This is a genomic window from Micromonospora sp. MP36, from assembly GCF_008119785.1.
In the GTDB taxonomy this organism is placed as follows: Bacteria; Actinomycetota; Actinomycetes; order Mycobacteriales; family Micromonosporaceae; genus Micromonospora.
The window spans coordinates 1-14279 of sequence record NZ_VSFA01000083.1 but is presented as its reverse complement, the minus strand read 5'-3'; the positions used below and the strand labels follow the sequence as shown (position 1 = coordinate 14279).

10 protein-coding genes are annotated in these 14279 nt (G+C 70.1%); 2 read left to right on the top strand and 8 right to left on the bottom strand.

Annotated elements, in window-relative coordinates:
* Nucleotides 1-98 precede the first annotated feature (98 nt).
* On the bottom strand, nt 99-317 hold the full coding sequence (locus FXF52_RS31835) for a hypothetical protein (RefSeq protein WP_148802447.1): 219 nt from the start codon (nt 315-317) through the stop codon (nt 99-101).
* Between the two features lie 441 nt (nt 318-758).
* Here FXF52_RS31835 and FXF52_RS31830 point away from each other — a divergent pair, with 441 nt between their 5' ends.
* Together FXF52_RS31830 and FXF52_RS42610 are read left to right on the top strand one after the other, a co-directional pair.
* Nucleotides 759-2966 carry an alpha-L-fucosidase gene (locus FXF52_RS31830; RefSeq protein ID WP_187413841.1) on the top strand — a complete coding sequence of 736 codons (2208 nt, stop codon included), beginning with the start codon at nt 759-761 and terminating at the stop codon, nt 2964-2966.
* A 149-nt stretch (nt 2967-3115) separates the two neighbouring features.
* Nucleotides 3116-6256, top strand: coding sequence for an alpha-L-fucosidase (locus FXF52_RS42610; protein ID WP_222870781.1), 3141 nt, complete (start codon nt 3116-3118; stop codon nt 6254-6256).
* Between the two features lie 73 nt (nt 6257-6329).
* On the opposite strand, the gene FXF52_RS31820 is transcribed toward FXF52_RS42610, so the two are convergent.
* From FXF52_RS31820 to FXF52_RS31790, 7 genes are read right to left on the bottom strand one after another with little or no spacing between them, the layout of a single operon-like run.
* Nucleotides 6330-7079 carry an SDR family NAD(P)-dependent oxidoreductase gene (locus tag FXF52_RS31820; protein ID WP_148802443.1) on the bottom strand — a complete coding sequence of 250 codons (750 nt, stop codon included), beginning with the start codon at nt 7077-7079 and terminating at the stop codon, nt 6330-6332.
* A complete protein-coding gene (locus FXF52_RS31815) occupies nt 7079-8644 on the bottom strand; it encodes an aldehyde ferredoxin oxidoreductase N-terminal domain-containing protein (protein ID WP_148802440.1) in 1566 nt (521 codons plus the stop codon). The genes FXF52_RS31820 and FXF52_RS31815 overlap by 1 nt, the downstream gene beginning before the upstream one ends.
* On the bottom strand, nt 8635-9939 hold the full coding sequence (locus tag FXF52_RS31810; RefSeq protein WP_148802438.1) for an L-fuconate dehydratase: 1305 nt from the start codon (nt 9937-9939) through the stop codon (nt 8635-8637). The genes FXF52_RS31815 and FXF52_RS31810 overlap by 10 nt, the downstream gene beginning before the upstream one ends.
* The gene (locus tag FXF52_RS31805) at nt 9939-10778 is read right to left on the bottom strand and encodes a fumarylacetoacetate hydrolase family protein (protein WP_148802437.1); all 840 of its coding nucleotides are present in this window, start codon (nt 10776-10778) and stop codon (nt 9939-9941) included. The genes FXF52_RS31810 and FXF52_RS31805 overlap by 1 nt, the downstream gene beginning before the upstream one ends.
* Nucleotides 10775-11623 (bottom strand): amidohydrolase, encoded by an 849-nt coding sequence (locus FXF52_RS31800; RefSeq protein ID WP_255472543.1) that lies wholly within the window; start codon nt 11621-11623, stop codon nt 10775-10777. Before FXF52_RS31800 ends, FXF52_RS31805 begins: the two co-directional genes overlap by 4 nt.
* Nucleotides 11620-12597: an aldo/keto reductase gene (locus tag FXF52_RS31795; protein ID WP_148802433.1), complete on the bottom strand. Its 978-nt coding sequence runs from the start codon at nt 12595-12597 to the stop codon at nt 11620-11622. Before FXF52_RS31795 ends, FXF52_RS31800 begins: the two co-directional genes overlap by 4 nt.
* On the bottom strand, nt 12594-14120 hold the full coding sequence (locus FXF52_RS31790) for a sugar ABC transporter ATP-binding protein (RefSeq protein ID WP_148802431.1): 1527 nt from the start codon (nt 14118-14120) through the stop codon (nt 12594-12596). The genes FXF52_RS31795 and FXF52_RS31790 overlap by 4 nt, the downstream gene beginning before the upstream one ends.
* Between the last annotated feature and the right edge of the window lie 159 nt (nt 14121-14279).

Genomic DNA, 14279 nt, shown 5'->3' with positions numbered 1-14279 from the left:
GCTCGCCAACGCGACGGCACTTCCGGCACGCGCGGCGAGTAGCAGCGACTGCATCACATCAAGGACGTGGAAGCCCAACTCTCCGCTCGTTCGCGGCGTCAGCCCCCCGGCCGGGTGCCCACGAGGTCGGCGAGGCTGTAGCCGCGGCCGGCCTTCTCGTACCCGGCGCTCACCGATAGGCGACGACACTCGGAGTCGGAGTCGGTGCGAACGAGCGGGTCGCCGACAAACGCGTTCGGGTCGGGAACCACCGATGAGCCAGGCGTCCCGTGGACCTCGAGGCTCGCCGCCGTGGTGGCCAGGCAGTCGAAGCTCATGACCAGGGTGGACAGGACACCGCTCTCGTGCCGCAGGACGCCGGTGACGTGGGTGTCGACCTGGATCGGGACGGCTTCGCGGCCGGGCTGACGTCCTTGGCCGCCGGGCTGCTCTTCGGCCAGGACGTCTGAACGGAATGAGCACCGCGCCCGTTCCTGCTGGACCACCCAGCCGAGGCGTCCGCGACGCCCGCAAGGCACTGGTCCAGGGAACCGCAGCCGGCGATGTCGGCAGGCAGAGCACCACCTCTCAATAGATCCTATATCTTGTGTGATCTACGACAAGCCTCTAGGGTGGGCGGCACGCTGACGCAAGCCAGACTCGTCGATGCGTTCCGTCCCGGTTGTCCCTGTTCAGCACCGAGATGGCACGACCGCTCAGCCGCCGTGTCCAGATGCTGCGCGTCAGACCCCTCCATCCGAATCGGAAAGGAAGATCGCATGAAGCATGGGGCACGGCTTCGAGCCGGGCTCGCCGCGCTGTGCGTCGTACCGCTGCTCGGTGCCGCCACGCCAGCCAGCGCAGCCCAGACCACGCCGGACTACGAGCCGACGTGGCAGTCGCTGTCACAGCACGCGGCACCGGACTGGTTCAACGACTCGAAGTTCGGCGTGTTCATCCACTGGGGACCGACCTCGGTGCCGGCGTACGACGAGTGGTACCAGTACCAGATGAACCGGCGAGGAACCGGCACCTGGCAGCACCACCGCGACACCTATGGTGAAAACTTCAACTACGACGACTTCTTCCCCCGGTTCACCGCGGAGAAGTTCGACGCGAACGCCTGGGTGGATGTCATCAAGGACTCCGGCGCGAAGTACTTCGCGCTGACGACCAAACACCACGACGGCTACGCACTGTTCCCCAGCCAGTACTCCGACCGCAACTCGGTGGCGCAGCCGCCGCACCGTGACCTCACCGGCGAACTGTTCGCGGCGGCGAAGGAACGCGCACCGGAACTGAAGCGCGGGGCCTACTACTCCATCTGGGAGTGGCTGAACCCGGCCGAGACCGGCCGGCAGCCGACGAACCCCTACACCGGGGCACCGATCGCCTACACCGGCTACAAGCCGTTCGCGACCTACCCCGAGTTCCTCAACCTCCAGATGAAGGAACTCATCGACAACTACGATCCGGACCTCATCTGGTGCGACGGTGACTGGACCCACAACGCGGCGTACTGGAACCTCATGCCGACGCTCGCCCACTACTACAACAACGCGAAAAACCGGCAACACCCCAAGGAGGTGGTGGTCAACAACCGCTGCCGCATCTCCGACCAGGGCAGCCACACCGATCGGTTCCAGCCCGACTACCTGACTCCGGAGCAGGTGGTGCTGTCCGACATCCAGCCCTTCAAGTGGGAAACCTCGGCCACCATGGGCACCTGGTTCTACCTGGACAAGCCCGGCTACCCCGTCCCCACCTCAGATCAGCTCATCGAGCAGTTGGTGGACGTGGTGAGCAAGAACGGCAACCTGCTGCTGAACATGTCACCGCGGCCCGACGGCACGATTCCCGCCGACCACCAGGCGAAGCTGCACGAGATCGGCGACTGGCTGCGGATCAACGGCGAGGCGATCTACGACAGCACGTACTGGAACCAGTTCGAAGACCGTACGGCGAACGTGCCGGTGCGGTTCACGGTGAAGAAGAACGCGGTCTACGTCACCGCGTTCGACTGGCCGGGCCAGCAACTGAACCTCGCGGACACGATCCCGGCGAACGCGGGCACCCAGGTGACGCTGCTCGGCGCGAAGAACGCCGCCCCGCTCGCCTGGCACCGGGAGAACGGGCGCATGATCGTCCAGATGCCGGCAGAAGGTGCCGAGGCGACCACGAGCCGGCACGCCTACACCTTCAAGATCACCACACCCGGCATGCCCCAGCTGCGGCTCAGCACCGATGTCAGCAAGCAGGTCCACCGCGGCGAGACGGTGCCGATGACGGTGACCGTGTCCAACACCGGCGACGAGTCGAACCCGGTTGGCAACCTCCGCATCAACGCGCCGGCCGGCCTGAGCCTGGAGCCGTCCACCTTCACACTTGACGCATCGCCGGGAGGCGGCTCGCAGCGGTTCCAGACCACCCTCAGCGTGGCGGCCGACGCGCCATTCGGCCAACACGACATCACCCTGACCGCGGCCCTGGGCAACACCACCTTCACGGCGCGGACCAGGATCGACGTGCAGCGGCCCAACCTCGCGCTGAACAAGCCGGCGGTGCAGTCCAGCACCTACCCGAGTTCGGGCGGTCCCGGTTTTCCGGCGTCCAACGCGGTCGACGGCAACACCGACGGCCTCCACCTCAACATGAGCCACACGAACAACGAGCAGAACGCCTGGTGGCAGGTCGACCTGGGCAACAGCCAACCCGTCGGGCAGATCGCGGTCTGGAACCGCGCGGACTGCTGCACCGAGCGACTGGCCAACTATCACCTGGTGGTGTCCGACAACCCGCTGCCGAACCGCCCGCTCACCGCCGCGGAGCTGACCGCACCAGGTGTCTGGAGCACCGTGCAGGCCGCGCCGGCCGGCCGACCCACGACGGTGCCCGTCAACGCCACCGGACGGTACGTGCGGATCCAACTCGCCGGCACGAACTACCTGACGATCAACGAGGTCCAGGTCTTCCCGTCGGACAGTTGACGGAAGCGATGGTGGGCGCTGTCCCTGGGGCAGTGCCCACCATCTGCGGCAACGGCCACCAGCGCCCACGGCCCGATCAACGTGGGCCGGGACGCGCAGCGCTGACACGCCGCCGTCCGACGGCGAGGTAAGCACTCGTCGCGATCCCAGTGGGGCGCGCGAACTTAAGGAGAACCGTGCGGAAAGTCAGACTAGGTGTGGCCGTGGCCCTGGGCGGACTATTGGCCGCGATAGCCGTCTCGGGCGCCTCAGCCGCAGACAACCCGATCGCAGTGGATGTCGGTTTCGGCGGGTCGTTCACCACGCAGACCGGCTACACACCGGCTACCGGCGAGATCGTCGACGGCCTGCTCACGCGTCGTACCGGAGGCGAAGACCACGAGATCGGCACCGGCGTACGCCTGGCCGGGGGAACGGAGGGACTGACGTTCAAGCCGTCGCTGCCGGTCGGCGCGTCCACGGTCGACCGGGCGTTCGCGGTCGAGACCGTGTTCACGCCCGACACAGGCCAGAACACGCTGGCCGCCGTCATGGCGCTGGGCGGCAACATCTACGTCCGCTACCGGTCGGCGACCGAACTCGAGTACGGCTTCGCGGTCAAGGTGCCCACCGGCTACCAGGAGTTCAAGGGCAAGATCGCCGCGCCGGAGGCCGGCAAGCAGCACGCGCTGGCCCTGGCATACCAGCCGACCGAGAGCGGCGCGGTGCTGTCGGCCTTCCTGGACGGCACCGCGCTCCCACCGGTCACCTCCACTGTGGGCCGGGCGATCAGGGCCAACGACGACTTCGGCTTCGGCAACGACGTGCATCCCGCCGCGCTGGGCCGAGGTGTCAAGGGCCTGCTCTCCCGGGTGGTCGCCCAGCCGTTCACTGGAGCCTTCGACCCGACGCTGCTGCGCACGATGAAGTCCGGCTCCCTCGACCCCAAGCTCGACGTCATGTTCACCGGCTCCGGTAACTACACGCTCGGCGACGGCGAGAAGGCCAATGGCACGCTCGCCATCACCGGCGGCACGATCCAGGGCCTGGGCAGGCTGGAGCTGACCGGCGGCAGGATCACTTTCACCCCAGCCCAGCCGCTGGCGGAAGGGAGCGTCGGCGAGATCGCCTTCGAGCCGGCCGCCACCGCAGGCACACTCATCGACCTGTTCGGCGCGGTCTCCCTGCGCAGGGAGGGCGACAAGCTCCAGGTACTCAGTGGCGGCTCGGTCGCCGGGCAGGTCGCCGCCCCGCTCACCGGGAAGGTGGCACATGTGGCCATCGCCTGGCAGGGGGACAAGGTCACGGTCGTCGCCGGAGGCAGAGAGGCCGACGTCGTCACGCTGCCGACCATGCCCTCCCGGACCAGGCCCGCCGTGACGTACGGCGAGGACATGACCGGTACCGTCTACGGCGTCGCGCTCAGCGGGCTCAAGGGCACGCTCAAGCCCGAGGCGCTGCTCCTGGTCGATGCGCCGTGCACGCTGCCCGACGGGATCGAGCCCGGCTGGCGGATGCCCGTCAGCGCCACCGAATGCCTGGCCTCGCTGGTCGCCAAGGCCTCAATGCTGCGGCCCACCCAGCGGCAGTACGACTGGCAGCGGCTCGAGCAGACCGCTTTCCTGCACTTCGGCATCAACACCTTCACCGACCTGGAGTGGGGTTACGGCAACGAGGACCCGAACCTGTTCCAACCGAGCGGGCTCGATACTGACCAATGGGCCAGGGAGCTGAAGGCTGCCGGGTTCAAGCTGGCCATTCTCACCGTCAAGCACCACGACGGGTTCGTCCTCTACCCCTCGCGCTACACCGATCACGATGTGGCCTCGAGCAGCTGGCAGGGCGGGAAGGGCGACGTCCTGCGTGATTTTGCCGCCTCCGCAAGGAAGTACGGCCTCAAGGTCGGCGTGTACGTCTCGCCCGCCGACGAGAACTCCTACGCCAAGGACGTCTACGCCAACGGCAGCGCACGCAAGCCTCGCCAGATCCCGACCCTGGTCCCCGGCGACGACCGTGCCCCGGCCAAGACGTACACCCTCGACGCCACCGACTACGGCGCCTACATGCTCAACCAGCTCTACGAGGTGCTCACCGAGTACGGGCAGGTGGACGAGGTCTGGTTCGACGGGTCGCTCGGCCGCATCCCGCCGGGCAAGACAGAAAAGTACGACTTCGACAGCTGGTACAAACTCATCCGCGAACTCGCCCCGCAGGCGTCCATCGCGGTCGCCGGGCCCGACGTGCGATGGGTCGGCAACGAGGGCGGCCTGGCCCGTGAGAACGAGTGGAGTTCCATCCCGGTCAAGGATGCGGGCAACGAACGGATCAGCTACGCGGGAGCCTCCAACGCGCCTGACGTCGGCAGCCGGACCGCCCTCAAGGACACCGCCCCGAACGCCGACTACCTGCAGTGGTGGCCGGCCGAGGTCGACGTCAGCATCAGGCCCGGCTGGTTCTACCACGCCAACCAGCAGCCCAAGTCGGTCGACCAGCTCATGAGCATCTACCGCACCTCGGTCGGCCGCAACGCCGTGCTGCTGCTCAACACCCCGCCCGACCGCCAGGGCAAGCTCCCCGACGCCGACGTCAGGCGCCTGCGCGAGTGGAGGACGCAGATCGACAAGGAGTTTGGGACCAACCTCGCCATCGGTGCCACCGCCGCCGACCGCGCTCGGCTGCTCGCCGTGGACGACTCGCTGGAGACCTCCTGGAAGGTCGACGGGCCGCTGGAGATCACGCTGCCCGCCGCGCGCGAGGTTGACAAGGTGATCCTCGCCGAGGACATCCGGCAGGGCCAGCAGGTCGAGTCCGCCGTCGTGGAGGTACGGCAGGCGGACGGCACCTGGCAGCAGATCACCCAGGCTGGGACCATCGGGGCCAAGCGCATCCTCGCGCTGGCCGCTCCGGTGATCGGTAGCGAGTTCCGCGTCCGGGTCACCGGGGAGCGCGGCCAGCCGTACCTGGCGGAGTTCGCCCTCTACCGGACCGCGAGCGCGCCGCCTGCCCGGCAGACCGAGTTCTACCTGGACGGCTCAGCCGCCAGGCCGGGGCTGGGCACGGCCGAGTCGCCGTTCTGGTCGATTGCGCAGCTCAACGCGCACGAATACCAGCCCGGCGACCGCATCCTGGTCAAGCGCGGCGCTTCGCTCGACGGCGTGCTCGACCTCAAGGGCGACGGCACCGCCGAGGCGCCGATCGTCATGGAGGCATACGGAACAGGCGGAGCGCCGAAATTCGGCGACGGCAGCGGCAAGGCAGGCCTGGAGGCACGCAACTGGCGAATCCACCAAGTCGCCTTCCAGGCAGACTGACGCCGGCCTGATGTGGGTGTGAGAGGGGGACGGGCGAACCGTCCCCCCCTCACGATTCAGGCCACGACTGCGCTCAGCCGCGGGGAAGGCGGAGACCCGACATGCCGCCGTCGACGGCGACAGAGGTGCCCGTCACCGCCCCGGCCGCCGGCGACGCCAGATACACCACCGCAGCAGCCACCTCCTGTGCGGTGACCAGGCGACCGGTGGGCTGGCGGGCAGCGAGCCGGCGCTTCTCGGCCTGCGGGTCGGCGGCGTTGGCGAGCAGCCGCGCCACCCACGGCGTGTCGACCGTGCCGGGCGCGACACAGTTGACCCGGATGCCCTCACCGACCAGGTCGGCGGCCATGGCGAGGGTCAGCGCGTGCACGGCGCCCTTCGTCGCCGAGTACAGCGCCCGCTTGGGCAGGCCGGCGCTGGCCGCGATCGAGGAGATGTTGACGATCGCCGCCGCGCGAGACCTGCGCAGGTAGGGCAGGGCCACGGCGGTGGTCCGGGCGACACCCGTCACGTTGACGTCCAGGACCCGCGCCCATTGTCCGTCGTCGTTGTCCTCCACGGTGCCGACCGCGGAGATCCCCGCGTTGTTGACCAGGATGTCCACCCCGCCGAGCGCTTTCGCGACCGACTCCATGGCGGCGGTGAGCGAGGCGCGGTCGGCCACGTCGGCCCGTACCCCGTGGACGCGCGGGTCCTCGGGTGCGCCCGCCGGATCCAGGTCGAGCACCCCGACGCGGGCGCCACCGGCGAGCAGCGCATCCACGCAGGCGCGCCCGATCCCCGAACCGCCACCAGTCACCACGGCCACCAAACCGTCAAACATCAAGAATCCTCTCCATCAAATCCGAGTCGTCGTCGAAGCTGGTAGACCGCGGCCTGGAAGGCTGCGCGGTCGAGTGTGTCGAAGTACCGGTCGGGGAGGGTGTCGGCCGCGGGCGGTACGCCCAGACGCGCATTGATCTCGGCCAGGAGCCGTAGCCGCTGGTAGCCGAGAGCGAGCACGTCGGGCCGGTCGCCGGTGACCGCCTCGACGAGGTCACCCACCCGGTCCAGGGACAGCGGCCGGGTCGGGGTCGACGCGAACACACACACGCCCAGCGCGTCCAGGCCCGACCACAGGGCCATCAGCACCGCGGTCCGTTCCACATCGATCTCGCCCGCCGGACGGGGCACCCGCACCCCCAGCCGACGCACCTCCGGATAGGCGTACGGCAGGCCGTGCTCGGGGTCGAAGTCGAGGTCGTGTTCGCACACGTCGTAGCGCGGGCCGAAGGGCGCGACCGCGTAGCCGAGACCGAGGTTGGGCTGGCGCCGGGGGTCGAACGGAGGCAGCGCCACCCGCTTGACGGTGTCGGGGCCGGGCGGCGGGTAGGCCTCGCCGTCGAAAGGCGTGCGGCCGGCGGCGCGCAGCGCCTCGGCGTACGACACGGGATCGACGCCCTGGCGCAGGCACTGCGCGTTGGCCTCGAGGACGGCGAGGGTGTCGACGATGCCGAGGTCGCGGCCGAGCGCGGCGAGGGCCTCCTGGTGCAACCCGGCGCCCCGGAAGGTCTTGATGCAGTTCGTCGGGCAGCCAGGACAGGGGGCCACCCCGTCGGCCGCTGGCGGCGCCGTCATGACCGCGTCGGGCCCGACCGCGGGCCACACGCCGAAGCCCGGCGGGGTGTGCTGCCAGACTGCCAGCGGGTTGCGCGCGGCCTGCTCGGCGTACCAGTCGCTGATCTGGGTGACGGCGAGCGGGTCGGCGACCGGCGGGCGGGCGGCGCCGACGCAGACGACGGCCTTGATGTTCTTCGCGCCCCACACCGCGCCGAAGCCCAGGCGCGGCAGCGGATGCTGGCGGCAGGTGACCACCGACGCGTACGGCGTGCCTGCCTCTCCTGCCGGGCCGATCACGGCGACGGCGGCGTCCGGGCCGTGCCGGGCGACGAGCGTGTCGGTGGCCGCCCAGGTGTCGCTGCCCCACAGGTCGGCGGCGTCGTGCAGGCTCGCGGAGCCGGCGGTGACCAGGACGTACACCGGGTGTTCGGCGCGACCGCGCAGGACCACCCCGGTGCTGCCGGCGGCCCGCAGGCCGGCGGCGAAGGGCCCCTCGGCGCGCGTCTCCGCGATCGCGCCGGACAGCGGCGACACGCCGACCGCGGCGACCCGGGCGAGCCCGGGTGCGGCGACCCCGGCAATGGAGGAGGCGACCAGCGCGCTTGGCGCGTCGGCGGCCAGGTGCACCACCGCCTCCGGCGCGGCCACCTCGTCGGGGATGTCGCCCCGTGGGGGGCCGCCGGGCAGCGCGTCGAGGAGCAGACGCAGCGCCTGCGTGGGTCCGCCGTACCCCTCGACCGGCCGGATCCGCACCCGGCCGGTCGCCAGGTCGACGTCGACTATGCCCATGCCGGCCCGTCGGGATAGGAGTAAGCGGCCATGCTGTCGGCGCTCATCTCGGCCGAGAAGCCGGGCTCGGTCGGTGTGACGTAGTGGCCGTCGCGGACGACCGCCGGCGCGAGGAAGTGCTCGTGCAGGTGGTCGACGAACTCGATGACCCGGTTCTCGGTCGTGCCAGACACCGCGACGAAGTCGAACATCGACAGGTGCTGGACGAGTTCGCACAAGCCGACGCCGCCGGCGTGGGGGCACACCGGCACTCCGTACTTCGCGGCGAGCAGCAGGATCGCGACGTTTTCGTTGACCCCACCGACGCGGCACGCGTCGATCTGCACGAAGTCGACCGCGCCGGCCTGCAGCAGTTGCTTGAACACGATCCGGTTCTGCACGTGTTCGCCGGTCGCGACCCGGATCGGTTCCCCGTTCGGGCCAGCAGTTGCCAGGGCGGTACGGATCGCGGCGTGGGCGAGCACGTCGTCGGGGCTGGTGGGCTCCTCGATCCACCACGGGTCGTACGGCGCCAGCGCCCTCATCCACTCGACCGCCGCGCCGACGTCCCAACGCTGGTTGGCGTCGACCGCGATCCGGATGCCCGGGCCGACGGCCTCGCGGGCCACCTGGAAGCGGTGGACGTCGTCGGACAGGTTGGCGCCGACCTTCAGCTTGATCTGGGTGAACCCGTCGGCCACGGCCTGCTTCGCCAGCCGGGCCAACTTCTCGTCGTCGTACCCGAGCCATCCCGGCGAGGTGGTGTAGGCGGGGTAGCCGCGGGCCTGCAGGGCGACGATCCGCCCGGCCCGGCCCGGCTCGGCGGCCCGCAGGATCCGCAACGCCTCCTCGGGGGTGAGCGCGTCGGTGAGGTAGCGCCAGTCGACGAGGTCGACGATCTGCTCGGGGGTGAGGTCGGCGAGATAGCGCCAGACCGGCTTACCAGCGCGTTTGGCGACCAGGTCCCACATCGCGTTGATGAGCGCTGCGGCGGCGAGGTGCATCACCCCCTTCTCCGGCCCCAGCCAGCGCAGTTGCGAGTCGTGGGTGAGCTCGCGAGCGAATGTGCCGAGGTCGACGGCATCGGGATCGACACCGACGACGAACGGGGCGAGCGTCTCGATCGCCATTCGGCAGATGTCGTTGCCGCGGCCGATGGTGAACGTGAACCCATGTCCCTGTGGCCCCTCGTCGGTGCGCAGGATGACGTAGGCGGCCGAGTAGTCCGGGTCAGGGTTCATCGCGTCGGAGCCGTCCAGCTCCCGTGAGGTCGGAAACCGCACGTCGAAGGTGTCGACCGCGACGATCACGGCCATCAGGCGCTCCTCAGGACCGAACGCTGCCGCCCGAGACCATCGATTTCGACCTCCATCACGTCGCCCGGCGCCAGGTACGGGAAGCGGCCCGACAGCGCCACGCCCTGCGGCGTGCCGGTGTTGATGAGGTCGCCCGGGTCCAGGACGGTGTACTGCGACAGGTGCCACACCAGCATCGCCACGCCGAAGATCATGTCCTTGGTGGTGGAGTCCTGCCGGGCCTCTCCGTTGACCCAGGAGCGCAGCCCCAGCGCCTGCGGGTCGGTGATCTGGTCAGGCGTGACCAGCCACGGCCCGAGCGGCTGGAAGGTCTCACACGACTTCCCCTTCGACCACTGCCCGCCGGACTGGGCGAGCTGGAAGTCCCGCTCCGACACGTCGTTGGACAGCACGTAACCGGCGATGTGCGCGAGCGCGTCCTCGGGCGAGGACAGGTACCGGGCCCGCCGGCCGATCACCACGCCCAGTTCCACCTCCCAGTCGGTTTTCGTCGATCCGCGCGGGATCAGCACGTCGTCGAACGGCCCGACGATGGTGTTCGGCGCCTTGTAGAAGACGATCGGGGTGATGGGCGGCTCCGATCCGGACTCGGCCGCGTGGGCGGCGTAGTTCTGGCCGATGCACAGGATCACGCCGGGGCGCGCGATTGGTGCCCCGATCCGCTGTCCCGCGATGTCGATCTCGGGCAGACCAGTCGCATCGGCTACGCGCCGCAACCCGTCGGAGGCGAAGAACGCCGGGTCGAGATCGGCGGTGACCGACGACAGATCGAAGTGGCGGCCGTCGGCGTTCAGCCCGGGCTTCTCCCCCCCCCTCGGGCCAACCCGCATGAGCTTCAAGAACCAACCTCCAGACGATAGGTACGAATCGCGGTGCCCGCCGTGACGGCGGCCCGCTCGCCGGCCGACAGCTCGCTCAGGCAGCTGTCGATCGCCTCCAAGGCAGCGGAGTACGAGGCGACGAGTTCACAGACCGGCCAGTCGGAGCCGACCATGAGCCGCTCGGGACCGAACAGGTCCAGGGCGGCCCTGACGTAGGGCCGGATGGTGGCGACGTTCCACCCGGGGCCGGCCTCGGTCAGCAGGCCGGACAGCTTCGCCACGACGTTGCCGCAGGCAGCTAGTCCAGCCACGGCCGCGCGCCACTCGGCGAACCCGTCGACTCCCGCGCCGATCCGGGGCTTGCCGAGGTGGTCGAGCACGAAGATGGTGCCCGGGGTGGCGCTTGCCGCCGCGGCGCTGGCGGTGAGTTGGCCGACGTGGACAACCAGGTCGTAGGTCAACCCGGCGGCGCCGACGGTGGCCAGCGCCGCCCGCACGTCCGCCCGGGCGAGGTACGCGGGGTCGTCGATGCCCTGCACCTGGTCGCGGATACCAACGAGCTTCGCCCCGCCCGGCAGCTCGCGGTAGCCGGCCAGCGTTGCGGGCAGGTCCGGATCGGTCAGTGATGCCCAGCCGACCACACCCGCGATCCGTGGGGTGGCGGCGGCCAGCGCGAGGAACTCGGCGGTTTCGGCGGCATCGCAGCGGCCCGCCTCGACCAGCACGCTGGCTGTGACGCCTGCCGCCACCAATCGGGGCGTGAGGTCGGCGACGGTGTAGTCGCGTCGGATCGCCGCCAGACCCGGCGCGGCGAGCCACGGGTAGTCGGCGGTCCACAGGTGGTGGTGCGCGTCGACGATCACGGCGTGGGCACCTCCTCCGGCAGCAGGCCGTCCTTCTTCAGGTCGGCCCACAACGCGCCCGGTATGTCCCATTCGAACATCGCCAGGTTGTCGGCGATCTGCGCTGGATCCCGGGCTCCGATCACGACGCTGGCGACGGCCGGGTGGCCGAGCGGGAACTGGATCGCCGCCGCCCGCAGCGGCACCCCGTACCGCTCGCACACCGCCTGGATCGCCAACGCCCGTTCGACCAGGGTCTGTCCGGCCGGGGCGTAGTCGTAGTGGGCGCCCGGCCTCGGTTCGGCGAGCAGGCCCGAGTTGTACACCCCGGCCGCGAGCACCGAGATACTCTTTTCGGCGCACAGCGGCAACAACTCGGCCAGCCCCGACTGATCCAGCAGCGTGTATCGCCCGGCGAGCATGAAACAGTCGAAGTCGCCGGCCCGGGCGAGATCGACCAGCATCCCCGCCTGGTTCATGCCCGCGCTGACCGCGCCGATGTCGCCCCGCGCCCGCAGCTCGGCCAGCGCCGGGTACGCCCCGCTCATCGCCGCGTCGAAGTGCTCGTCCGGGTCGTGGATGTGCGCGATGTCGATCCGGTCCAGACCCAGCCGGTGCAGGCTCTCCGCGTGCGAGCGCAACACCCCGTCGTACGAGAAGTCGAAGACCGGAGTGAGATCGCTCGGTTCCGCCCAGAACTCCTGCGTATCGGCACCGCCGGGCACGAGCAACCGACCGACCTTGGTCGACAGCGTGAACTCCTCGCGCGGCTTGCCTGACAGCACCGCACCGGCCCGGCGCTCCGACAGGCCACCGCCGTAGAGCGGGGCGGTGTCGAAGTAACGGATGCCGAGCTCCCAGGCCGTCTCGACGGCGGCCCGGGCGACCTCGTCGCTGACGGCGGTGAACAGGCCGGCGATCGGCGCGAGCCCGAAGCCCAGCCGGGTCACCTCCACCTCGGTACGCCCCAGGCGGACCCGTTCTGTCGCTTTCACGCCGCCTCCTGCGCGCCGTGGATGAGACGGATGACCGCCTGGCTCATCCGGTTGTAGCCGTGGTCGTTGACCAGCTCACCGACGACGGCGAAGTCGCGCATCACGGCGATCCGATCGGCGAGGGTGACCATCTCCGGCAGGTCCGACGAGATGAGCAGGATGGCCATGCCCTGTCCGGCCAGGCCGGCGATCAGCTCATGGAAGGCGGCCTTCGTACGGACGTCTATGCCCACCGTCGGCTCGTCAATGATGAGGATGTCGCAGTCGGCGGCCAGCCATTTGGCCAGGCTGACCTTCTGCTGGTTGCCGCCGGAGAGCTGCCCGGCGAGCTGGTCTGGTGAGGCGAGCCGGATACCCAGCCGGTCGGCGTAGTCGGCGACCAGCTCCCGCTCCGCGCGATCCCGCACCAGCCCCAGGCGCGACAGCCGGCGCCACACGGTCACGGCGGTGTTCCGCGCGATCGTCTGGGACAGGAAGAGGCCTTCCTCCTTGCGGTTCTCGGTGACGTAGCCGATGCGGTGCCGCCGCAGCGCGTCACCCACGTCGCGGATGCGGGCCGCCTTCCCGTGTACCCGTACCTCCCCGGCGGTGATCTGCTCCAGTCCGAGCAGCGCCTTGGCCAGCTCGCTACGGCCGGCCCCCACCAGGCCGTACAGGCCGAGGATCTCGCCGGGACGCACGGCGAGGTTGACGTCGTGGTGCCCGGCGGCGGTGGCGACCCCCGTCAGGACCAGCGCCGGCTCGGCGGTGGGATCCGGGGTGCGGGGGGTGAGCCGTACCTCTTGGTAGGCCCGGCCGACCATCAGGTCCACGATCTGGTCCCGGGTGTGGCCGGCGAGGGGTTCGGCCTCGGCGACGCTGCGGCCGTCCCGCAGGACGGTCACCGTGTCGGCGACCGCGAAGATCTCCTCCAGCTTGTGGCTGACCAGCACGACGGCGTGGCCGCGTTCGCACAGCCGACGTACGACGGCGTACAGCCGGTCGGCCTCGTCGCCGGTCAGCGACGCGGTCGGCTCGTCGAGCAGCAGCACCTTCGAGTCGGCCGACAGCGCCTTGGCGATCTCCACGAGCTGCAGGTGGGCGACCGACAGCCCCGACACCGGCGCATCGGGAGCGATGTCCACATCGAGCAGGTCCAGGCAGCGGCGCGCCTCCGAGCGGATCCGGGCCCGGTCGAGCAACCCGTTACGTCGGGGAAGGTGCTGCAGGCAGATGTTCTCCGCGACGGTGAACGCCGGGATCAGGTTCCGCTCCTGATGCACGACACCGATGCCGGCCCGTTGGGCGTCCTGCGGGCCGGCGAAGTGCACCTCGCCCAGCCCGTCCGGCCCGGCCAGCCGGATGTGTCCGCCGTCCGGCCGGTACACACCGGTCAGCAGCTTGATCAGCGTGCTCTTACCGGCGCCGTTCTCTCCCAGCAGCGCGTGGACGCTGCCGGCGGAGACGGTCAACGTCGCCTCATCGAGCGCCCGCACGCCGGGGAAGTTCTTGACCAGTCTCTCGGCCCTCAACACGACACTCATCGCGCACCTCCGGTGAGCCGCTCCCGGGCCCGGCCGAGCAGGACCGCACCGAGCACGACCGCGCCGATGATGAGGTCGACCCAGCGGCGGTTGATGTCGAAACGCGCCCGGGGCACGGCGACCAACCGCCCCAGGAAGGCCGCCAGCACCGTGCCGGTC

Bases quoted from the DNA above. Each gene is read 5' to 3' on its own strand.
- FXF52_RS31835 (WP_148802447.1), bottom strand. From the start codon at position 317: ATGAGCTTCGACTGCCTGGCCACCACGGCGGCGAGCCTCGAGGTCCAC.
- FXF52_RS31830 (WP_187413841.1), top strand. From the start codon at position 759: ATGAAGCATGGGGCACGGCTTCGAGCCGGGCTCGCCGCGCTGTGCGTC.
- FXF52_RS31820 (WP_148802443.1), bottom strand. From the start codon at position 7,079: ATGTTTGACGGTTTGGTGGCCGTGGTGACTGGTGGCGGTTCGGGGATC.
- FXF52_RS31815 (WP_148802440.1), bottom strand. From the start codon at position 8,644: ATGGGCATAGTCGACGTCGACCTGGCGACCGGCCGGGTGCGGATCCGG.
- FXF52_RS31810 (WP_148802438.1), bottom strand. From the start codon at position 9,939: ATGGCCGTGATCGTCGCGGTCGACACCTTCGACGTGCGGTTTCCGACC.
- FXF52_RS31790 (WP_148802431.1), bottom strand. From the start codon at position 14,120: ATGAGTGTCGTGTTGAGGGCCGAGAGACTGGTCAAGAACTTCCCCGGC.